Genomic DNA, 18,059 nt, shown 5'->3' on the forward strand with positions numbered 1-18,059 from the left:
GTTTCGCCGCGCACAACCGCATGCGCGGCCAGGATCAAGCCCAGGTGGTGAAATTGGTAGACGCAGGGGACTCAAAATCCCCCGCCGCAAGGCGTGCCGGTTCGATTCCGGCCCTGGGCACCAGTATTTCGCAGCGTCATGCGCTGCACCTGTCGAAACCCGCGCAAGCTCACCGCTTCGCGGGTTTTTTGTTTTTGCCGTGCGCAACGTGCACCGCAACGCGTGCCTTCCCGCAGCAGTCCAAGCATCAGGGAACGCTGCACGGGAGGCAGGCCATGTCCACGCACGTCATTTCAAACCCGATTTGCCGCGGCGTGCTCGCCGCGCTTCTGTTGATCATGCTGAGCGGATGCGACGTGCTGCGCGAGCCGCCCGTGCCCGAATGGCCGGGGCCGCATGCCCCCTATCCGTTCCCGGACAACATTCCGCATCGCACCGAATGACCGGCTCGGCCGACCTCGCGCCGTGGCACGAGCCGCGCGCCCAGCCGTGCTCGCAGAACCGCAGAATCGCGTCCGCGACGGCCGCCGGCGCCTCGCGTTGCGGAAAGTGCCCGACGCCGTCCAGCACGGCGCGCTCGTAGCGGGCCGGTGAAGAACCGCTCGCGCACCGCGGATGTCTCCGGCGCGGTGCAGGTATCCGCGCCGCCGTGCAACATGAGCGTCGGCACCGACAGCACGGGCGCGGGCGTCAGTTGCGCGTCGTCTTCCGCATAGGCTGCACCGCCGTCGACGCCCCCCCGGAGATAACGGTACGAGAGCAGCAGCATGGCCGGCTGCGTATCGGCCGCGCTCGCGGGCTTCGCGGTCACCGCGCTGGCGCGCAGCCAGTTGCGCGACGGCCTGCGCGCATGCGGGGCGCAGGACGGGCTGCCAGCGCTGCCGGCCGCGCGCTTCTACGCGTTCGCGGCGAAACCGGACGGCGTCGGCGCGGCGTTGATCGATGCCGTGCGGGAAACCGGGCGCAACCGGCAGTTCGCGGCGCTGCCCGACTAACAAAGCGCAACGGCGCGCGACGCAAACCGGCCGTCCCGGTCAGTCGCCTTCCGCGCGCCCCCCCGCCCCGGCCGTCGTCAGCGCGTCCGCCATCAGCTCCCCGAACCACTCGATGAACGCATTGAGCCGGCGCGACCGGTGCCGCCGGTGCGGATACACGGCCGACACGTCCATCGGCTCGGCCCGATAGCCGGGCATCACGTCGACCAGTGCGCCGCTGTCGAGCAGATGTTCGACGTCGAACCGCGGAATCTGGATCAGCCCCATTCCCGCGATGCAACCGGCGATATAGGTTTCGGCGTTGTTGACGATCACGCGGCTCGGCAGCGTCAGCGTGTGCCGCCCGCCGTCCGCGCAGTATTCCCACCCGAGCTCGCGTCCCGTGGTCGGCGACGCATAGCCGATCGCCCAGTGCCCGTGCGCGAGCGCATCCGGATGCTCGGGCACGCCGCATTCGCGCAGGTAGTCGGGGCTCGCGCAGTTGATCAACGTGAACTGCCCGAGCGGCCGCACGACGAGGCTGCTGTCCGCGAGCCGCCCGACGCGGATCGCGCAGTCGACGCCCTCCTGCACCAGGTCGATCGAGCGGTCCGTCGAGCCGAGCGCCAGTTGCAGCTTCGGGTAGCGGCGAAACAGCGACGGCAGCGCGGGCGCGACCATGCGGCGCGCGATCCGGCTCGGCATGTCGACGTTCAGCCGTCCGATCACGTCGCGGTCGCGGCGGCGAAACAGGCGGTCGAGCTCGTCGGCCTCCACGAGCAGGCGCCGGCCGCGTTCGAGCAGCAGCACGCCGTCGGCAGTCAATTGCACCTGACGCGTCGTGCGGTGCAAAAGGCGCGTGCCGAGCCCCGTCTCGAGCTGCTGGACGGCCGCCGACACGGTCGCGCGCGGCACGTCGAGCGCGTGCGCGGCCTTGATGAAGCTGCCCATCTCGGCAACTTGCAGGAAGATTCTGACCTGATCCAGCTTGTCCATCGGCGGGGAACGTGGGTTCGGACGACCGTCGCCGCCAGTTGTCGCGCATCGCGGCGAGGTCCGGCGGCACAGAGAAAACGAGCGCGCTGCCTCGCGGCTGCGCGCCCGTCCATTGTCCACGCAAACGCGCCATTGCGGTGCACCACGCGCCCGCGACGGTCGCCGGCGCGGCCCGTTGCCGGGCGGTTACTTGGTCGTATAGCCGCCGTTGATCAGGATCGTCTGGCCCGTGATCCACCAGCCGTCGGTCACGAGATGGCGGATGAACGGCACGACGTCCTCGATGTCGGTCAGGCCCGTCTTGCTGAACGGCGACAGCGCGGCCGCCGTCTTGTGATACGCGACCGCATCGGCGCCTTCGGCCGGGTAGAAGAACGGCGTGTCCATCGGGCCCGGCCCGACGGCCGTCACCGAGATCCCGCGGGCGCCATATTCCTTCGACGCCGCGCGCGTGAAGTGCTCGACCGGCGCCTTCGACCCTTCGTACGCCGCATAGAACGGCGTGAATGCGCCGAGCAGCGACGTCACGAGCGTGACGAGCTTGCCGTGATCCTCGAGGTGCCGCCCCGCTTCCTTGATGAAGAAGAACGCCGACTTGCTGTTGACCGCGAACATCTCGTCGTACTCGGCCTCGCTGATCTCGGTGAACGGTTTCTTCAGCACCTTGCCGACCGTATTGATCGCGATGTCGAGCTTGCCGAAGCGCTGTTTCGCGTCGTCGAACAGCTTCTCGACCGCGGCGGCCGTCGTCAGGTCGGCCTGGAACGTTGCGGCGTCGGCACCGGCCGCGCGCACCGCGGCGGCCGTCTCCTCGGCCTGCGCCTGCGACGCCGCGCTGTTGTAGTGAATCGCCACCGCCTTCGCGCCGTGGCTCGCCAGGTCCCGCGCGATCAGGCCGCCGAGATTCTTTGCGCCGCCTGCGATCAGGACGACCTTGTCTGCGAGCGTGTGAGTTGCCACGGTTGACTCCTTTTTCCGTTGAACGAAGCTAGGAGTGTAGGCACGCGCGACGCGCCGGTCAGCCGGTCGCGGCTGGATGAATTATCCAGAAAATCGATCCAATCGAAACAATGCAATGTGGCCTGACGCACCGACAACCGCGCGGGAATCCGCGCGCGACTGCGCGACCGCCGGCCGGCTCAGCGCGCGTACAGCGCCGCGTCGATCTTGCCGAGCAGCCACTGCATGCCGGCCAGATGCTGTTGGTCGTGGCTGCACAGATAATGGACGAGCCCGCGCACGGTCAACGAACCGTAGCCGTCGAACTCGCCGGTGCGCGCGAACTGTTCGGGCGTGAGGCGCGACACGAGTTCCAGCGTCTCGCGTCGCGCTTCGCGGATCGCTGCGAGCACGTCGGACGCATACGCGTCGTTGTAGCGGCGCTCGATCGCGAGCGCGTCGCCGTCGATCGACACGAGCAGCGGCCGAGCTTCGTCGAGCATCCGCCGCAGCCGCACGTGATAGCCGTCGATCTCGATGTCGCGCACGTGGCAGAGCTGCCCGAGCGGCGAGAAGTGCTCGCTCGGGATCCCGGCCCAGTCGTCGGGCGTCCATCGCGCGTAGCCGTCGGGCACGGCCGCGAAATGGGCTTCGAGCAGACGGGGGAAATCGGCGAGTGCGTCGAGCGTCGTCGGATTCATGCGGGAAACTCCCTGTCGGAAAAGGGCGGCGGCAACCCTGGCACGAGCCTGCCGCCGCCGTTGCGTCACTTCACGCTGAAGCCGTACGCGCCCTGCGTGCGGTGCCCGTCGGTCGCGACGGCCACCCATTTCACCGTATAGGCGCCGGTGCCGACCGCCGTGAGCGGCACCGTCATCCGCTTGCGGTTCGACGCGTCGATGCGCGCTTTGCCATCCGACACCGTCTTGCCGTCGCCAGCGACGACGACGATCGAGCTGAACGCCGGCTCCAGCGGCTCGGTGAAGTCGATCGTGACGGCGGCCGGTGCGGCGGCCACTGCCGCGCCCGCCGCCGGGTCGCTCTTCGCGAGATGCGCGTGCGCGAACGCGGCCGACGAAACGGTCGCGGCAAGTACGACGGCAGCAGCCTTGCGGCCGAACGGGAACGAATCGAAATGCATGGACTTTCCGTGAAGAATGAACGGGTGCCGCGCCCCGCGCGGCGTTCCGGCAGCTTACCAGCTATGCGCGATCATGCCGGCCGCGCGTCGCCGCTTGATAGAATGCGCGCGCTATGGATCTCGAAAGCATTCTCTACACCCAGGGCTTCGGCTCGCGCCGCCAGTGCCGCGGCCTGATCGAAGCGGGCCGCGTCGCCGTCGCGGGCGTCAGCGCGACCGACCCCGACGCCACGTTCGACACCGACGGCCTCGTGTTCGAGGTCGACGATACGGCATGGCCGTTCCACGCGCACGCGTATCTCGCACTCAACAAGCCGGCCGGCTACGAGTGTTCGCGCGATCCGCAACACCACGCGAGCGTGTTCAGCCTGCTGCCCGCGCCGCTCGTTGCGCGCGGCGTGCAGTGTGTCGGACGGCTCGACCAGGACACGACGGGCCTGCTGCTGCTGTCCGACGACGGCCAGTTCGTACACGCGTACACGTCGCCGAAGCGCAAAGTGCCGAAGACCTACGTGGCGACCGTGCGCCACCCGCTCGACGACACGCAACTGCACGCGCTGCGCACCGGCGTGCAGCTCCACGGCGAGCCGAAACCGATCGCGGCGATCGCTGCCGACGCGCGCGACACGCACGCGCTCGCGCTGACCGTCCTCGAAGGCAAATATCACCAGGTAAAACGCATGGTCGCAGCGGCGAGCAATCGCGTTGACGCGCTGCACCGCGAAAGCATCGGCGGCTTCGCGCTGCCGGGCGACCTCGAGCCGGGCGCGTGGCGATGGCTCGACGACGCCGACCTTTCAGCACTGCGCAATTCCGTCAAAACCCTGTAAGGGAAAATCCGCACGACCGTTCGGTGTCCGGCCGCATCTCGGCCGCACCATCCCCCGCTATACTCGAATCACAAGCTGCACGAGCAGCGATGCAGGGGGAGACATCATGAACATCAACCATTCTTTTGAACTGTCGTACGTGACGATCGCGTTCGCGGTCGTCGGTGTCATCGTGATCGGCGGGCTGCTGGCCGCGATGCACGTGAAGCACAAATATCATCCGAACCTGATTGGCGCGCTGATCGGCGCGCTGCTGTGCTTCCTGCTGATCGAGGCGTTACCGGCGCTGACCTGACACGCTGCCCGGCGCGAGCGTTTGAAGGAAATCGTCTACGGTCGGATAGCGCAGCGTCACGCACAATTCGGCCTTGAGCCGTGTGTTGGACAGGCGCCGCGACTCGCGCATGAACGACAGCAGCGTCGGTTCGAGCTGGCGTTCGGCGTCCGCGCGGCTGACGCGCGGCGGCTTCGGCAAGCCGAGCACCTGCGCGACCCGGTCGAAATACTCTCCCATCCGCAGTTCGCTGTCGTCCGACGCGTGCACGGCGCGCGCCGGCCTGCCGCGTTCGGCTGCACGGCGCAGGATCGCCGCAAGATCGTCCGCGTGGATGTGATTCGTGTAGACGTCGTCGGCCGGCTCGAGCGCCGGCGTGCCGCGCTCGAGCCGCGCGACCGGCAGACGGTTCGCCGCGTAGATGCCGGGAATGCGCACGATGCGCGCGGACAGCACGCCGCGCACCGTCGCCGCGCGCAGTTGCCGCTCGGCCGACACGCGCCGGAACGCGCGCGGATTCGCGGGGCGCAGCGGGTGCGTTTCGTCGATCCGCGCCCCGCCGCAGTCGCCGTATACGCCCGTCGTGCTGGCGTAGACGAGCCTCGGCGCGCGCAGGCCGTCGGGTACAATACGCGCTGCCCGAACGGGCGCGCCGGCCTGTCGGGCAGCGGTGCGCAGCGTTCGGAGCCGGCCGACCGCCGATGCCGGCGGTACCGGCGGCCGTCGCGCGGGCACGGTCGTTGCGGCAATCAGCGCACGCGTGCGCCGATCGTCGCGGCCGTCGGACTGCGGCGGCGCGAGATGCAGGATCGTGCCGGCAAGGCCCGCGAGGCGGCCGAGCGTCGCCGGACGATCGAGGTCGCCGACGATCGGCGTCGCGCCAGCAGCGCGCAGTTCGTCGCGGCGGGCCGGGTGGCTGGTCAGCGCGAAGATCCGCAGGTTGCGGCGCGAGTCGCGCCATTGTGCGACGCAGCGCATGCCGACGTCGCCGCAGCCGACGATCAGTGCGCGCGGCCGGCGCAGGATTCGTGTCGCGATCATGTTGGTTGCGAAGTCAGTAGCCGCCGTTGCGCGACGCGCAACGGTTTTGCATTGTAGCTGCCGTGCGCGACACGCACGGTCCCCACATTTTGTTCTAGTTTGGTTCTATGGCATTCAACGTCACTCTCAAGCAAAGCGGCCGGCAATTCCAGGTCGAGTCGGACGAAACCGTGCTGGCGGCCGCGCTGCGCCAGAACGTCCATCTGCCGTACGGCTGCAAGAACGGCGCGTGCGGCTCCTGCAAGGGCCAGATCGTGTCGGGCCAGATCGAACAGGGCCCGCACGCCGCGTCGGCGCTGTCCAACGACGAGCGCACGCGCGGCCTCGCGCTGCTGTGCTGCTCGAAGGCGCAGTGCGATCTCGAGATCGACGTGCGCGAGATCGCCGGCGTCGACGGCGTGCAGGTCAAGAAGCTGCCGTGCCGGATCGCCGCGCTCGAACGCAAGGCCGACGACGTGATGGTCATGAAGCTGCAGTTGCCCGCCAACGAACGCCTGCAGTACCTCGCGGGCCAGTATGTCGAATTCATCCTGAAGGACGGCTCGCGCCGCAGCTACTCGATGGCGAACGCGCCGCACGAGGAAGGCCCGGTCGAGCTGCATATCCGTCACATGCCGGGCGGCAAGTTCACCGACCACGTGTTCGGCGCGATGAAGGAACGCGACATCCTGCGCTTCGAAGGCCCGCTCGGCACGTTCTTCCTGCGCGAGGATTCCGACAAGCCGATCGTGCTGCTCGCATCGGGCACGGGCTTCGCGCCGATCAAGGCGATCATCGAGCACGTGAAGCACACGGGCATCACGCGCCCGATGACGCTCTACTGGGGCGCACGCCGCAAGAAGGACATCTACCTCGGCGAGCTCGCCGAGCAGTGGGCGCGCGAGATCCCGAACTTCACGTACGTGCCGGTGCTCTCCGAGCCGGACACGGGCGACCAGTGGACCGGCCGCACGGGCTTCGTCCATCGCGCGGTGATCGAGGACCTGCCCGATCTGTCGGGCCACCAGGTGTACGCATGCGGCGCGCCGGTGATGGTCGAATCCGCGCAGCGCGACTTCACGCAGCACCACGCGCTGCCGGCCGACGAGTTCTACGCGGACTCGTTCACGAGCGCCGCCGATCTCGCGCATCCGGTCTGACACCGGGCCCGCCCGCGCCGCGCTGCGCGCCGCGATGTCACACCGGTGGCATCGCGGCGGTTTACAGTGGGGCGCGGGATGCCTTATGCTTGCGCACATGAACCGCTTCCTGTCCGCCCTTCGACGTCGCCGCTCGCCGCTCCGCCCGGATGCCGCCGGCTCGTCACGGACTCGCGCGTAACCCCCTCGCTTCACCGGTTACGACCAAGCTGTTCGACTCACCAGCCACGGCCTTCCGTGGCTTTTTTATTGCCCGTTTCCCTTTCAACGTCCGCTGGAGTCTGCTGCCATGCCCCTGAACGATTTTCCGATCGACTCGCTGATGTACATCACGAACCGCCCCGACATCGTGTTTACGCACGGCAAGGGTTCGTGGCTCTACGATCACACGGGCAAGCGCTATCTGGACTTCATCCAGGGCTGGGCCGTCAACAGCCTCGGCCACTGCAACGACGGCGTGGTCGAGGCCCTGAAGACGCAGGCGGAGAAGCTGCTGAACCCGTCGCCGGCGTTCTACAACGAACCGATGGCGAAGCTCGCGGGCCTGCTCACGCAGCACAGCGTGTTCGACAAGGTGTTCTTCACGAACAGCGGCGCAGAAGCGAACGAAGGCGCGATCAAGCTCGCGCGCAAGTGGGGCCGCAAGTTCCGCAACGGCGCGTACGAGATCATCACGTTCGACCACAGCTTCCACGGCCGCACGCTCGCGACGATGTCGGCCAGCGGCAAGCCGGGCTGGGACACGATCTACGCGCCGCAGGTGCCGGGTTTCCCGAAGGCCGAGCTGAACAACATCAACTCGGTCGAGAAGCTGATCACCGACAAGACCGTCGCCGTGATGCTCGAGCCGATCCAGGGCGAAGGCGGCGTGATTCCGGCGACGCCCGAGTTCATGCGCGAACTGCGCGCGCTGACGAAGCAGCACAACCTGCTGCTGATCGTCGACGAAGTGCAGAGCGGCTGCGGCCGCGCGGGCACGCTGTTCGCATACGAACTCGCCGACATCGAGCCGGACATCATGACGCTCGGCAAGGGCATCGGCAGCGGCGTGCCGCTCGCGGCGCTGCTGTCGAAGGCCGACGTCGCGGTGTTCGAGGCCGGCGACCAGGGCGGCACGTACAACGGCAACCCGCTGATGACGGCAGCCGGCTATTCGGTGATCTCGCAGCTCGTCGCGCCCGGCTTCCTCGAAGGCGTGCGCGCACGCGGCGAATACCTGAAGCGCAAGCTGCTCGAGCTGTCGGAGGAGCGCGGCTTCGAGGGTGAACGCGGCGAAGGCCTGCTGCGCGCGCTGCTGCTCGGCAAGGACATCGGCCCGCAGATCGTCGAGAAGGCGCGCGACATGCAGCCCGACGGCCTGCTGCTGAATGCCGCGCGGCCGAACCTGCTGCGCTTCATGCCCGCGCTGAACGTGACGACCGAAGAGATCGACCAGATGATGGCGATGCTGCGGTCGATTCTCGACACGCTCTAAGGAGACTGCCGCGATGGATGCCGCCGCCGATGCTGTCGCTATCCGCCCGTTCGAACGCGCCGACACCGATGCCGTGCTCGCGGTATGGCGCGACGCGTTCCCGCAGTACGACGAAGCCGGCGCGCCGCCGCACCGCGATCCGCTGCGATCGATCGAGCTGAAGCTCGCGACGCAGCCGGACCTGTTCTTCGTCGCGACCAGCGGCGCGCGCGTGGTCGGCACGCTGATGGCGGGTTTCGACGGACATCGCGGCTGGCTCTACTCGTTCGGCGTCGCGAACGATGCGCGGCGGCTCGGCGTCGGCCGCGCGCTGATCGCGCACGCGGAAAGCGCGCTCGCCGCGCGCGGCTGCCTGAAGATCAACCTGCAGGTGCTGCCCGGCAACGACGACGCGTGCCGCTTCTATGCGGCACTCGGCTATCGCGTCGAGGAACGCATCTCGTTCGGCAAGACGCTGCCGGCCGCGTGATGCCGCAGCAGCCGGCGGCCGGCCTCAGCGCGTGATCGGCCCCGCGCCCGGCAGCGGATTGCCGAGCGCGTCGGTCGGCACGGCCTGCTGCTCGAACGCCGCGAAATACGCGGCCCACTGCGTATCGCTCACGCGCACGATCAGCGCGCCATCCTGCCATACGTCGTTGTGGTCGTTATGGTCGTCGCCCGCGCGATGCAGGTAGTTCGGGCCCGTCGAGCCCTGGTTCATGTGCGTGTCGTGGATGCCGTTGCCTTCCGCATACGTGCGGCCGAACACGACGACGTCGAGGCCCTGCGACTGCGCGGCGCTCACGAGCCGCAGCAGCGACGGGATCGGCTCCGGATTCTCGGTGCCGTCCATCACCGCGCTCGCGCGCCACGCGCCCGTCTCGTTCAGGAGGTCGCTGCGCAGGTAGTCGAGCGCGGGCAGCGCCGCCTGCCCCGTGAGGTCGGTGTAGCCTTCGGCGGCGGCCGCGAGCGTCTGCGTGACGGGATGGTGGAAATCGTAGACGAGCTTGTAGTTCAACAGGTCGTCCGCATCGCTGGTGCCGACATTGATCGCGACATCCCAGTCGCCTGCCGGCAGCGCCAGCGTCAGGTGGATGTGATACTGGATCTCGCTGCCGTGCGGCGAGCCCTTCAGCTTCGCCACCGATGTCACCTTCGCCTTCACGAAACCGTAGTCCAGACTCATGCGTGTTCTCCGTGTCCCGATGGGCCGCCCATGCTACGCGGCCCGGATGTCGGTTTGGGGGCGGCCGGCGTCGGGCGACCGGCATTGGGTGGCGCATCGAACGCCTGCCGACGGCCAGGCCGGCGCTGCACCGTTCCCGCGCCGCATGCGCGGCGCAACTGTCGAATGGAGTCGCGTCCGCGCGCACAGTTCGACACGAATCGCACAACACGAAAAAAAAGCTGTCACGGCATCCCGTGACAGCTTTTCGAAAGCCCTGGCGCGGCGCGCGCGGCACCTGCCGTCGCGCGTCACCGGGCCCGCTCGTTCACTCGCTCATTCACCCAGATACGCGGCCCGCACCTTCGGATCGTCGAGCATCTGCTTCGCGTCGCCTTCCATCGTGACCGTGCCCGAATCCATCACGTAGCCGCGGTCGGCCGCCTGCAGCGCGAGGCGCGCGTTCTGCTCGACCAGCAGCACCGTGATGCCTTCCTTCGAGATCTCGCGCACCACTTCGAAGATCTTCTCGACCATGATCGGCGACAGCCCCATCGACGGCTCGTCGAGCAGCAGCAGCTTCGGCTTGCTCAGGATCGCGCGCGACATCGCCAGCATCTGCTGCTCGCCGCCCGACAGCGTGCCCGCGAGCTGCGTCGCCCGTTCCTTCAGGCGCGGGAAGAAGCCGAACATCCGCTCGACGTCCTTCTTGATCTGCTCGTTGTCGTTGCGCAGGTACGCGCCCATCTGCATGTTCTCGAGGATCGACATCCGCGCGAAGATCCCGCGGCCTTCCGGCACCATCGCGAGGCCGCGCTTGAGCAACTCGTGCGACGGCACGCCCTTGATCGACTTGCCGTCGTACTCGATGTCGCCCGCCGAATACGGCTTCAGACCCGTGATCGCCTTCATCGTCGTGGTCTTGCCCGCACCGTTCGCGCCGATCAGCGTCACCAGCTCGCCCTGCTGGACTTCCATGTCAACGCCCTTGACGGCCTGGATGCCGCCGTAGTTGACCTGCAAGCCCTTGATTTTCAACATCGCTGCCATCAGTGCACCCCTGCGCCGAGATATGCCTCAATCACCTTCGGATTCTTCTGCACGTCCTGCGGCAGACCCTCGGCGATCACCTTGCCGTAATCGAGCACCGTCATCCGGTTGCACAAGTGCATCACCAGCTTCACGTCGTGCTCGATCAGCAGGATCGTGCGGCCGTCCGAGCGGATCTTGTCGAGCAGGCGCGTGAGTTCGACCTTCTCGGTCGCGTTCATCCCGGCCGCCGGCTCGTCGAGCGCGAGCAGCTTCGGGTCGGTGGCCAGCGCGCGCGCGATTTCCAGCCGGCGCTGGTGGCCGTACGACAGGTTGCGCGACGTGTAGTCCGCGTACTGCAGCACGCCGACGTATTCGAGCAGCTCGATCGCGCGTTCCTTGATCTCGCGCTCTTCCTTGCGTTCGGCCGGCGTCTGGAACACCGCGCCGAGCAGGCCATGCTTGGTGCGCACGTGGCGGCCCACCATCACGTTCTCGAGTGCCGTCATCCCGCCGAACAGGCGGATGTTCTGGAACGTGCGCGCGATGCCGGCCTTCGCGACCTGGTGCACGGCCGTCGGCGTGTAGTTCTGGCCGTCCAGCTTGAAGTCGCCGGAGTCCGGCGTGTAGAGGCCCGTGATCACGTTGAAGAACGTCGTCTTGCCGGCGCCGTTCGGGCCGATCAGCCCGTAGATCTCGCCTTCCTTGATCTGCAGGCCGACGTCGGACAATGCCTGCAGCCCGCCGAAGCGTTTGTTCACGCCCTGCACGGACAGTCGGATTTGCTTGTCGCTCATGTGTATATCCCCTGTGTCCGTAGGTTAAGCGCGCACCGGCTTCTTGCTGGCGCGCTTCGCCAGTTTCGCGATCCTGTCCTCATGCTTCGGCGCGGGCCACAGGCCTTCCGAGCGGTACAGCATGATGACCACCATCGCGAGGCCGTACAGCGCCTGACGGATCACTTCCGTATCGACGATGTCATGACCGAACAACGCATGCTGCAGCGGGCTCATCGTCGAGCGCAGGAATTCCGGGAAGATCGCGAGCAGCACCGCGCCGAGGATCACGCCGGGGATGTGGCCCATGCCGCCGAGCACCACGCACGCGAGCACCACGATCGATTCCCAGAACGTGAACGATTCGGGCGACACGAAGCCCTGGAACGAGCCGAACATCGCGCCCGACAGGCCGCCGAACGACGCGCCCATCGCGAACGCGAGCAGCTTCACGTTACGCGTATTGATGCCCATCGCCTTCGCCGCGATCTCGTCCTCGCGGATTGCCGCCCATGCGCGGCCGATACGCGAGTGCTGCAGGCGCGTACACACCCAGATCACCAGCAGCGAGCACAGCACGAACAGGTAGTAGTACAGGTAGACCGACGGCAACTGGATGCCGAACAGCGAGTGCGTCTGCGCGAGACTGAAATCGCCGACGTGCACCGGATCGATGCCGGTGATCCCCTTCGGGCCGTTGGTGATGTTCACCGGACGGTCGAGGTTGTTCATGAAGATCCGGACGATTTCACCGAAGCCGAGCGTCACGATCGCCAGGTAATCGCCGCGCAGGCGCAGCGTCGGCGCACCGAGCAGCACGCCGAAGGTGGCCGCGACCGCCATCGCGATCGGCACGATGAAGTAGATCGGCACGTGCAGGCCGCCGGGCGCGAGGTTCGCGATCCACTCGAACTGCGAGGTCAGGTGCGGCGAGCTCAACAACGCCGCCGTGTACGCGCCCACCGCGTAGAACGCGATGTAGCCGAGGTCGAGCAGGCCGGCAAAGCCGACCACCACGTTCAGGCCCAGCGCGAGCATCACGTACAGCATCGCGAAGTCGAGCACGCGGACCCAGTAGTTGCCGCCGGCCGAGCCGATGATGATCGGTGCCGCGATCACGAAGGCCGCGGTCAGGATGCCGATGATGACGGTCTTCGCGGTGTTGCGCTCTTCGACGAGCGACGTCGAGGATTCGATCGGTTGAATGGATGTCATGTTGTTTGCTCCCTTCCGTTACGCGCGATCCGCGACACGTTCGCCCAGCAGGCCCGACGGACGGAACACCAGCACGATGATCAGCACGATGAAGGCGAACACGTCCTGGTAGTTACTGCCGAATACGCCGCCCGTGAGGTTGCCGATGTAGCCGGCACCGAGCTGCTCGATCAGGCCGAGCAGCACGCCGCCGACCATTGCGCCGCCAAGGTTGCCGATCCCGCCCAGCACCGCTGCCGTGAACGCCTTCATGCCGGGGATGAAGCCCATGTAGAAGTGCACGTTGCCGTATTCGGACGCGATCATCACGCCGGCCAGCGCGGCGAGCGCGGAGCCGATCATGAACGTCGCGGAAATCACGAAGTTCGGGTTCACACCCATCAGGCTCGCGGTATTCGGGCTTTCGGCGATCGCGCGCATCGCGCGGCCGAGCTTGGTCTTGTGCACGAGCAGCAGCAGGCCGCCCATCACGATGAACGCCACCGCGATGATCACGATTTCGGTCACCGAGATCACGGCGCCGGGCGTCGTGTCGGTCGCCTTGATCACGTTGATCGGGTCGGTCGGCAGCAATTGCGGGAACGGCAGCGGGTTGCGCGACCAGATGATCATCGCGGCGGTCTGCAGCAGGATCGACACGCCGATCGCGGTGATCAGCGGCGCGAGGCGCGGCGCGCGGCGCAGCGGCCGGTACGCGACCCGCTCGATCGTGAAGCCGACGAACGCACAGACGACCGCGGCGATACCCAGGCCGATCGTCAGCGTCGCGACGTTGCCGAGTCCGGGGAAATGGTTCTGCAGCACGGTGATGGCCGACAGGGCGACCATCGCGCCGATCATCAGCACGTCGCCGTGCGCGAAGTTGATGATGCCGAGAATGCCGTACACCATCGTGTAACCCAACGCGATGATGGCGTAGACACTGCCGAGCACCAGCCCGTTGAGAACCTGCTGGACGAAAATATCCATTTAAAGCTCCTTGGCCCGTGCTGCCGGAGGACGTTGCGCCCCGCGGGTAAGCGAGGAATCGCGCCTTCTCGGCGACACTGCGGGTACTAGTCGAACCGGTAAGGGTGGATCGTCCCGGCGCGCGCCGCCCGGCCTGTACGGCCGGACCTGCCGCCGGAGCGGATACAAAAACGACACCGCACTGTTCCGGTGCCGTCATGAGTCCCGTCGCTAAATCGTCACGACATCGAGGACGGTGTTCGTGGCCTCCTTGAAGTCGTACGGCAGCATGCTGAAACGGCCGTCGTCCGGTTGCCCGGAGTCCGTGCCTTTTTCCGTCCGGAGCGAGGCAAGCCCCGCACCCGGGCGGATCAGGTTCCGCGCCGCGTCGCCTCGCAAGGCGCCGCGAAAGCCGCGCCCGACATTCGTCAGGACTGCGTCGGAATCCGTCGTACGAACCACACCGCGCGCCACGACACGATCGGTCGCGGCGGCCTGCTGTTTCGTCGAATCGAAATGAAGGGGGGCCGGCGTCGCGCCACGATCGGCGGCCTGCTGCGAAGCAACCTGCGTGCCCGCTGCCGGACCGATCGTCAGGCCAAGCGCGTTGATTTCGTCGATCGTCAAACGTGCCCCGTTTTCCTTGTCCTTGCCTAATTGCGCGATACGGCACGCCGATGGCGCCGCACGACCGGTTCCGGCGACACGTACGCCGGTAGCCGGCGGTGCCGCGAACACCGCAGCCTTCCTGCCCGCCCCGTCGTCGCTCTTTTTGCTGCAACCGGCAAGCATTGCAACCGGTGCGGCGACGGACACGGCATAAGCAAACTTCACATGCATTGAATGGTCTCCCGCGCCTTGCCAAAATCCGATTTCAAAGCCATTCCGGCCTGAAAACGGGCGCATTGTAACTCCATTTATAGGACGCCAATAATCCTGATTCGATGGGGTTTTCCTGCATTGCAACCAATTTTGAGAGACAGTCTGGAACGGCGAGAGCAACCGGGTTGCACCATGATCGGGAATAATGGTTGCAATTACAATTTCGAGACGCAAAAAAAAGCGCGCCGGGAGGCGCGCTTCGGTGTGCCGTAGGTGCGATGCGGCAATCAGGCGGCGGGCGGCAGGTTCAACCCGCGCGGCAGCGGAAACGACACGTTTTCCTCGATGCCGTCGAGCGCGCGGACATTGCGCACGCCGAGCTCGCGCAGCCGCGCGATCACGGCCTGGGCGAGCACCTCGGGCGCCGACGCGCCGGCCGTCACGCCGATGCGGCGCTTGCCTGCGACCCAGGCCGGATCGATCTGGTCGGGCGCATCGACCATGTACGCGGCCACGCCGCGCTTCTCGGCCACTTCGCGCAGGCGGCTCGAATTCGAGCTGTTCGGACTCCCGACCACGATCACGACATCGCACTGCGGCGCCATGAACTTCACCGCGTCCTGGCGGTTCTGCGTCGCGTAGCAGATGTCCTGCTTCTTCGGCTCGCGGATCTTCGGATACTTCGCCTTCAGCGCTCCGATGATCTCGGCCGCGTCGTCGACGGACAATGTCGTCTGCGTGACGAGCGCGATGCGCTCGGGATCGGCGAGCTCGAGCTTCTGCACGTCCTCGACGCTCTCGACGAGATGCATGCCGCGCTCGACCTGCCCCATCGTACCTTCGACTTCGGGGTGGCCCTTGTGCCCGATCATGACGATGTCGACACCGTCCTGGCGCATCTTCGCCACCTCGACGTGCACCTTCGTGACGAGCGGACAGGTTGCGTCGTAAATGCGCAGCCCGCGCACGTCGGCCTCGTCGCGCACGGCCTTCGACACGCCGTGCGCGCTGAAGATCACGGTGTTGCCGGCCGGTACTTCCTCGAGTTCCTCGACGAAGATCGCGCCCTTCTTCTTCAGATCCTCGACCACGTACTTGTTGTGGACGATCTCGTGACGGACGTAGATCGGCGCACCGTGCATCGCGATCGCGCGCTCGACGATCTCGATCGCGCGGTCGACACCCGCGCAGAAACCGCGCGGCTGGGCCAGCAGGATTTCGGCATCGGCGGCGACGGTCTGCCCGGACAGCGTATCGGTGGTACTCATGATTACAGGATTCCGATGATTTTCACTTCGAACGTGAGCGCCTGGCCCGCGAGCGGATGATTGAAGTCGAACAGCGCCGAGGTCTCGCTGACTTCCTTCAGCACCCCCGCGTACCGTCCGCCGTCCGGCGCGTTGAACTCGATCAGCTCGCCCGGCGTGAAATCGTCGCCGACCATCCCGTTCTCGCGCAGCGTCGACAGCGTCACGCGCTGGAGCATGTCGGGATTACGGGGACCGAACGCCTGTTCGGGCGCTAGCTGATAAGTCGAGTGGTCGCCGACCCTGAGCCCGATCAGAATCTGTTCCAGCGAGGGCGCCAGTTGGCCTGCGCCGAGCAGCAGCGTGGCCGGCTTGTCGGAGAAGGTGTTGACGATGTCGGCGCCGTCGGCCAGTGCCAGCCGGTAATGCAACGTGACGTGGGAACCGGGCTTCACTTCGGATAGATCGATGAGGCTCATGAATTACTCGTTCAGTCGGCGCCCGAAACGGCCGAAAGGCCCGGCGCAAAGCCAATATTGTAAGTCACCTGAGCGCGCAAGGCGGAAAGTGCGACGACGTCGCGCACATGGCCCGGCGCCAATGGAGTTTCGATCATGCTGTCACCCTGCCTCACCCTGCCGCCGGTCGAATGCCGCGACGCCGGCGATACGCCGGCCGAGCCGGTCCCCGGCCCCCTGCCCGCGCGCCGGCGCAAGCGCCGCCCGCGCAACTGGCGGCCCGATTTGCCGCGCGAGCGGCTGCTGGAGCGCGGGCCGGCCGCGCTGACCGACGCGGAACTGATCGCGCTGCTGCTCGGCACGGGCGGCGGCGGGAAAAACGTATTCAAAAGCGCCACCGCACTGCTCGCCCGGTTCGGCGACTCGCTGCGCGGGATGCTCGAAGCCACGCCCAAGGATTTCAAGGCCCACCCCGGCATTGGCGACGCGCGCTCGGCGCTGCTGACCGCGGTGACCGAGATCGCGCGACGCATGCTCGCCGAAAAGGCGGACGAACGGATGCGAATCGACTCCCCCGGCGCGGTCGAGGACTTTCTGCGGCTCAAGATCGGCGCGCGCCCCCATGAGGTATTCGTCACGCTGTATCTCGACGCCCGTCACGGCATGATCGACATCGAGGAAAGCGCGCGCGGCTCGCTGACGCGGATGGCCGTCTATCCGCGCGAGATCGTGCGCCGCGCGATGACGTTGAACGCCGCTGCGTTGATCGTTGCGCACAACCATCCGTCGGGCGCCGTGCAGCCGAGCGCGGAGGACCGCCGCCTGACCCGCACGCTGAACGACGCGCTCGGGCTCGTCGACGTGCGGCTGCTCGATCATGTCGTCGTCGGCACCAGCGACACTTTCTCGTTCGCGCGGGCCGGTTGGCTGTAGACTGTGCGCCGCGGCCCGCCCCAGGGCGCTGCAACGACGATGCGAAATTAGGTTTGATTTTCCTGAACTTTTTCTGCTAGAATCGTCGTCTGTATTTTTTTCCAACCAGTTCTAGCCATCGAAGGGCCTTGTCTGCAAGGGCTACGGCATTCTGAGTGCAGCCATGGATCACGTGGCGGTGCGATGGAACCTTCATCGGCGATCGAACCCCGAATTTAGCGTATTAGGAGTGCTCTCATGGCACGCGTATGCCAAGTAACTGGGAAAGCGCCGATGAGCGGCAACAACGTTTCCCACGCCAACAACAAGACCAAGCGTCGCTTCCTGCCGAACCTGCAAAACCGCCGGTTCTGGGTTGAAAGTGAAAACCGCTGGGTGCGCCTGCGCGTCTCGAACGCCGGCCTGCGCCTGATCGACAAGAACGGCATCGATTCCGTGCTCGCTGACCTGCGCGCACGCGGCGAAGCCTAAGCCCAAGGAGCACAATCATGGCAAAAGGCGCACGCGACAAGATCAAGCTCGAGTCGACCGCTGGTACGGGTCACTTCTACACGACCACGAAGAACAAGCGCAACATGCCGGAAAAGATGGCGATCAAGAAGTTCGATCCCGTCGTCCGCAAGCATGTGGAATACAAAGAAACCAAGATCAAGTAATCTCCGGTTTCTGCCAGCCTCAC

Annotated in this window: 23 protein-coding genes, 1 tRNA gene and 2 pseudogenes; 11 read left to right on the top strand and 15 right to left on the bottom strand. The window is 66.6% G+C overall.

Annotated features, from left to right (window positions below; genetic code table 11):
- Positions 1 to 38 precede the first annotated feature (38 nt).
- Both CUJ89_RS13865 and CUJ89_RS38270 read left to right on the top strand, forming a co-directional pair.
- Positions 39 to 123 (top strand) — tRNA-Leu (locus CUJ89_RS13865).
- Positions 124 to 275: 152 nt separating this feature from the next.
- Complete coding sequence (locus CUJ89_RS38270; RefSeq protein ID WP_201752242.1) at positions 276 to 443, top strand: hypothetical protein; 168 nt, start codon at positions 276 to 278, stop codon at positions 441 to 443.
- 52 nt (positions 444 to 495) lie between these two features.
- On the opposite strand, the pseudogene CUJ89_RS38525 reads toward CUJ89_RS38270, so the two are convergent.
- A pseudogene (locus CUJ89_RS38525) lies at positions 496 to 769 on the bottom strand (alpha/beta fold hydrolase); the annotation flags it as partial.
- Here CUJ89_RS38525 and CUJ89_RS13870 point away from each other — a divergent pair.
- A pseudogene (locus CUJ89_RS13870) lies at positions 753 to 995 on the top strand (LysR family transcriptional regulator); the annotation flags it as partial. The pseudogenes CUJ89_RS38525 and CUJ89_RS13870 overlap by 17 nt on opposite strands.
- Before the next feature lie 39 nt (positions 996 to 1,034).
- On the opposite strand, the gene CUJ89_RS13875 reads toward CUJ89_RS13870, so the two are convergent.
- The 4 genes from CUJ89_RS13875 to copC all read right to left on the bottom strand — a co-directional run bounded on the left by CUJ89_RS13875 (position 1,035) and on the right by copC (position 4,050).
- On the bottom strand, positions 1,035 to 1,970 hold the full coding sequence (locus CUJ89_RS13875; protein WP_114177815.1) for a LysR family transcriptional regulator: 936 nt from the start codon (positions 1,968 to 1,970) through the stop codon (positions 1,035 to 1,037).
- A gap of 186 nt (positions 1,971 to 2,156) precedes the next feature.
- Positions 2,157 to 2,930 carry an SDR family oxidoreductase gene (locus CUJ89_RS13880; protein WP_114177816.1) on the bottom strand — a complete coding sequence of 258 codons (774 nt, stop codon included), beginning with the start codon at positions 2,928 to 2,930 and terminating at the stop codon, positions 2,157 to 2,159.
- Positions 2,931 to 3,109: 179 nt separating this feature from the next.
- A complete protein-coding gene (locus tag CUJ89_RS13885; RefSeq protein ID WP_114177817.1) occupies positions 3,110 to 3,610 on the bottom strand; it encodes a DinB family protein in 501 nt (166 codons plus the stop codon).
- A 65-nt stretch (positions 3,611 to 3,675) separates the two neighbouring features.
- Complete coding sequence (gene copC, locus CUJ89_RS13890; protein ID WP_114177818.1) at positions 3,676 to 4,050, bottom strand: copper homeostasis periplasmic binding protein CopC; 375 nt, start codon at positions 4,048 to 4,050, stop codon at positions 3,676 to 3,678.
- Between the two features lie 113 nt (positions 4,051 to 4,163).
- Between copC and CUJ89_RS13895 the strand changes: the two genes are divergently transcribed.
- Together CUJ89_RS13895 and CUJ89_RS13900 are read left to right on the top strand one after the other, a co-directional pair.
- Positions 4,164 to 4,880, top strand: a complete 717-nt coding sequence (locus CUJ89_RS13895; protein ID WP_114177819.1) for a pseudouridine synthase — start codon at positions 4,164 to 4,166, stop codon at positions 4,878 to 4,880.
- Positions 4,881 to 4,986: 106 nt separating this feature from the next.
- A complete protein-coding gene (locus tag CUJ89_RS13900; RefSeq protein ID WP_114177820.1) occupies positions 4,987 to 5,175 on the top strand; it encodes a hypothetical protein in 189 nt (62 codons plus the stop codon).
- On the opposite strand, the gene CUJ89_RS13905 is transcribed toward CUJ89_RS13900, so the two are convergent.
- Positions 5,158 to 6,195 carry an NAD-dependent epimerase/dehydratase family protein gene (locus CUJ89_RS13905; RefSeq protein WP_114177821.1) on the bottom strand — a complete coding sequence of 346 codons (1,038 nt, stop codon included), beginning with the start codon at positions 6,193 to 6,195 and terminating at the stop codon, positions 5,158 to 5,160. The genes CUJ89_RS13900 and CUJ89_RS13905 overlap by 18 nt on opposite strands.
- Positions 6,196 to 6,302: 107 nt before the next feature.
- Here CUJ89_RS13905 and CUJ89_RS13910 point away from each other — a divergent pair, with 107 nt between their 5' ends.
- The 3 genes from CUJ89_RS13910 to CUJ89_RS13920 all read left to right on the top strand — a co-directional run bounded on the left by CUJ89_RS13910 (position 6,303) and on the right by CUJ89_RS13920 (position 9,277).
- Positions 6,303 to 7,334 (top strand): CDP-6-deoxy-delta-3,4-glucoseen reductase, encoded by a 1,032-nt coding sequence (locus CUJ89_RS13910; protein WP_114177822.1) that lies wholly within the window; start codon positions 6,303 to 6,305, stop codon positions 7,332 to 7,334.
- Between the two features lie 289 nt (positions 7,335 to 7,623).
- The gene (locus tag CUJ89_RS13915) at positions 7,624 to 8,808 is read left to right on the top strand and encodes an acetylornithine transaminase (protein ID WP_096471559.1); all 1,185 of its coding nucleotides are present in this window, start codon (positions 7,624 to 7,626) and stop codon (positions 8,806 to 8,808) included.
- 13 nt (positions 8,809 to 8,821) lie between these two features.
- Entirely contained in the window at positions 8,822 to 9,277 is a 456-nt protein-coding gene (locus tag CUJ89_RS13920; protein WP_114177823.1) for a GNAT family acetyltransferase, read from the top strand.
- 24 nt (positions 9,278 to 9,301) lie between these two features.
- Here the strand turns inward: CUJ89_RS13920 and CUJ89_RS13925 are convergent, their stop codons facing one another.
- The 9 genes from CUJ89_RS13925 to CUJ89_RS38850 form a co-directional block, all read right to left on the bottom strand.
- Positions 9,302 to 9,973: a DUF2278 family protein gene (locus CUJ89_RS13925; protein WP_114177824.1), complete on the bottom strand. Its 672-nt coding sequence runs from the start codon at positions 9,971 to 9,973 to the stop codon at positions 9,302 to 9,304.
- A gap of 315 nt (positions 9,974 to 10,288) precedes the next feature.
- The gene (locus CUJ89_RS13930; protein WP_114178615.1) at positions 10,289 to 10,993 is read right to left on the bottom strand and encodes an ABC transporter ATP-binding protein; all 705 of its coding nucleotides are present in this window, start codon (positions 10,991 to 10,993) and stop codon (positions 10,289 to 10,291) included.
- Positions 10,994 to 11,001: 8 nt separating this feature from the next.
- Positions 11,002 to 11,778: an ABC transporter ATP-binding protein gene (locus CUJ89_RS13935; RefSeq protein ID WP_114177825.1), complete on the bottom strand. Its 777-nt coding sequence runs from the start codon at positions 11,776 to 11,778 to the stop codon at positions 11,002 to 11,004.
- Positions 11,779 to 11,802: 24 nt separating this feature from the next.
- Entirely contained in the window at positions 11,803 to 12,972 is a 1,170-nt protein-coding gene (locus CUJ89_RS13940; RefSeq protein ID WP_114177826.1) for an ABC transporter permease subunit, read from the bottom strand.
- A gap of 18 nt (positions 12,973 to 12,990) precedes the next feature.
- Positions 12,991 to 13,941, bottom strand: a complete 951-nt coding sequence (locus CUJ89_RS13945) for a branched-chain amino acid ABC transporter permease (RefSeq protein WP_006488946.1) — start codon at positions 13,939 to 13,941, stop codon at positions 12,991 to 12,993.
- A 210-nt stretch (positions 13,942 to 14,151) separates the two neighbouring features.
- Positions 14,152 to 14,760: an amino acid-binding protein gene (locus tag CUJ89_RS13950; protein WP_114177827.1), complete on the bottom strand. Its 609-nt coding sequence runs from the start codon at positions 14,758 to 14,760 to the stop codon at positions 14,152 to 14,154.
- A gap of 269 nt (positions 14,761 to 15,029) precedes the next feature.
- Complete coding sequence (gene ispH / locus CUJ89_RS13955) at positions 15,030 to 16,010, bottom strand: 4-hydroxy-3-methylbut-2-enyl diphosphate reductase (RefSeq protein ID WP_006488968.1); 981 nt, start codon at positions 16,008 to 16,010, stop codon at positions 15,030 to 15,032.
- Between the two features lie 2 nt (positions 16,011 to 16,012).
- On the bottom strand, positions 16,013 to 16,468 hold the full coding sequence (locus CUJ89_RS13960) for an FKBP-type peptidyl-prolyl cis-trans isomerase (protein ID WP_114177828.1): 456 nt from the start codon (positions 16,466 to 16,468) through the stop codon (positions 16,013 to 16,015).
- A gap of 11 nt (positions 16,469 to 16,479) precedes the next feature.
- Positions 16,480 to 16,605 (bottom strand): hypothetical protein, encoded by a 126-nt coding sequence (locus CUJ89_RS38850; protein WP_265341756.1) that lies wholly within the window; start codon positions 16,603 to 16,605, stop codon positions 16,480 to 16,482.
- On the opposite strand from CUJ89_RS38850, the gene radC reads away from it, so the two are divergent.
- The 3 genes from radC (at position 16,604) to rpmG (ending at position 18,036) form a co-directional block, all read left to right on the top strand.
- The gene (gene radC / locus CUJ89_RS13965) at positions 16,604 to 17,380 is read left to right on the top strand and encodes a RadC family protein (RefSeq protein ID WP_114177829.1); all 777 of its coding nucleotides are present in this window, start codon (positions 16,604 to 16,606) and stop codon (positions 17,378 to 17,380) included. The genes CUJ89_RS38850 and radC overlap by 2 nt on opposite strands.
- Before the next feature lie 237 nt (positions 17,381 to 17,617).
- Positions 17,618 to 17,851 (top strand): 50S ribosomal protein L28, encoded by a 234-nt coding sequence (gene rpmB, locus CUJ89_RS13970; RefSeq protein WP_004186391.1) that lies wholly within the window; start codon positions 17,618 to 17,620, stop codon positions 17,849 to 17,851.
- A 17-nt stretch (positions 17,852 to 17,868) separates the two neighbouring features.
- Positions 17,869 to 18,036, top strand: coding sequence for a 50S ribosomal protein L33 (rpmG, locus tag CUJ89_RS13975; protein ID WP_006478046.1), 168 nt, complete (start codon positions 17,869 to 17,871; stop codon positions 18,034 to 18,036).
- Positions 18,037 to 18,059: the final 23 nt, after the last annotated feature.

Origin of the sequence: Burkholderia pyrrocinia (genome assembly GCF_003330765.1) — a bacterium.
Classification (GTDB): Bacteria; Pseudomonadota; Gammaproteobacteria; order Burkholderiales; family Burkholderiaceae; genus Burkholderia; species Burkholderia pyrrocinia_B.

Excerpts from the sequence above, each read along its gene's own strand:
- CUJ89_RS13925 (WP_114177824.1), bottom strand. The coding sequence starts at position 9,973 with ATGAGTCTGGACTACGGTTTCGTGAAGGCGAAGGTGACATCGGTGGCG.
- CUJ89_RS13905 (WP_114177821.1), bottom strand. The coding sequence starts at position 6,195 with ATGATCGCGACACGAATCCTGCGCCGGCCGCGCGCACTGATCGTCGGC.
- ispH (WP_006488968.1), bottom strand. The coding sequence starts at position 16,010 with ATGAGTACCACCGATACGCTGTCCGGGCAGACCGTCGCCGCCGATGCC.
- CUJ89_RS13875 (WP_114177815.1), bottom strand. The coding sequence starts at position 1,970 with ATGGACAAGCTGGATCAGGTCAGAATCTTCCTGCAAGTTGCCGAGATG.
- CUJ89_RS13910 (WP_114177822.1), top strand. The coding sequence starts at position 6,303 with ATGGCATTCAACGTCACTCTCAAGCAAAGCGGCCGGCAATTCCAGGTC.
- CUJ89_RS13940 (WP_114177826.1), bottom strand. The coding sequence starts at position 12,972 with ATGACATCCATTCAACCGATCGAATCCTCGACGTCGCTCGTCGAAGAG.
- rpmG (WP_006478046.1), top strand. The coding sequence starts at position 17,869 with ATGGCAAAAGGCGCACGCGACAAGATCAAGCTCGAGTCGACCGCTGGT.
- CUJ89_RS13960 (WP_114177828.1), bottom strand. The coding sequence starts at position 16,468 with ATGAGCCTCATCGATCTATCCGAAGTGAAGCCCGGTTCCCACGTCACG.
- CUJ89_RS13945 (WP_006488946.1), bottom strand. The coding sequence starts at position 13,941 with ATGGATATTTTCGTCCAGCAGGTTCTCAACGGGCTGGTGCTCGGCAGT.
- CUJ89_RS38850 (WP_265341756.1), bottom strand. The coding sequence starts at position 16,605 with ATGATCGAAACTCCATTGGCGCCGGGCCATGTGCGCGACGTCGTCGCA.
- rpmB (WP_004186391.1), top strand. The coding sequence starts at position 17,618 with ATGGCACGCGTATGCCAAGTAACTGGGAAAGCGCCGATGAGCGGCAAC.
- CUJ89_RS13915 (WP_096471559.1), top strand. The coding sequence starts at position 7,624 with ATGCCCCTGAACGATTTTCCGATCGACTCGCTGATGTACATCACGAAC.
- CUJ89_RS13895 (WP_114177819.1), top strand. The coding sequence starts at position 4,164 with ATGGATCTCGAAAGCATTCTCTACACCCAGGGCTTCGGCTCGCGCCGC.
- CUJ89_RS13920 (WP_114177823.1), top strand. The coding sequence starts at position 8,822 with ATGGATGCCGCCGCCGATGCTGTCGCTATCCGCCCGTTCGAACGCGCC.
- CUJ89_RS13950 (WP_114177827.1), bottom strand. The coding sequence starts at position 14,760 with ATGCATGTGAAGTTTGCTTATGCCGTGTCCGTCGCCGCACCGGTTGCA.
- CUJ89_RS13930 (WP_114178615.1), bottom strand. The coding sequence starts at position 10,993 with ATGTTGAAAATCAAGGGCTTGCAGGTCAACTACGGCGGCATCCAGGCC.
- CUJ89_RS13900 (WP_114177820.1), top strand. The coding sequence starts at position 4,987 with ATGAACATCAACCATTCTTTTGAACTGTCGTACGTGACGATCGCGTTC.
- copC (WP_114177818.1), bottom strand. The coding sequence starts at position 4,050 with ATGCATTTCGATTCGTTCCCGTTCGGCCGCAAGGCTGCTGCCGTCGTA.
- CUJ89_RS13885 (WP_114177817.1), bottom strand. The coding sequence starts at position 3,610 with ATGAATCCGACGACGCTCGACGCACTCGCCGATTTCCCCCGTCTGCTC.
- radC (WP_114177829.1), top strand. The coding sequence starts at position 16,604 with ATGCTGTCACCCTGCCTCACCCTGCCGCCGGTCGAATGCCGCGACGCC.
- CUJ89_RS38270 (WP_201752242.1), top strand. The coding sequence starts at position 276 with ATGTCCACGCACGTCATTTCAAACCCGATTTGCCGCGGCGTGCTCGCC.
- CUJ89_RS13935 (WP_114177825.1), bottom strand. The coding sequence starts at position 11,778 with ATGAGCGACAAGCAAATCCGACTGTCCGTGCAGGGCGTGAACAAACGC.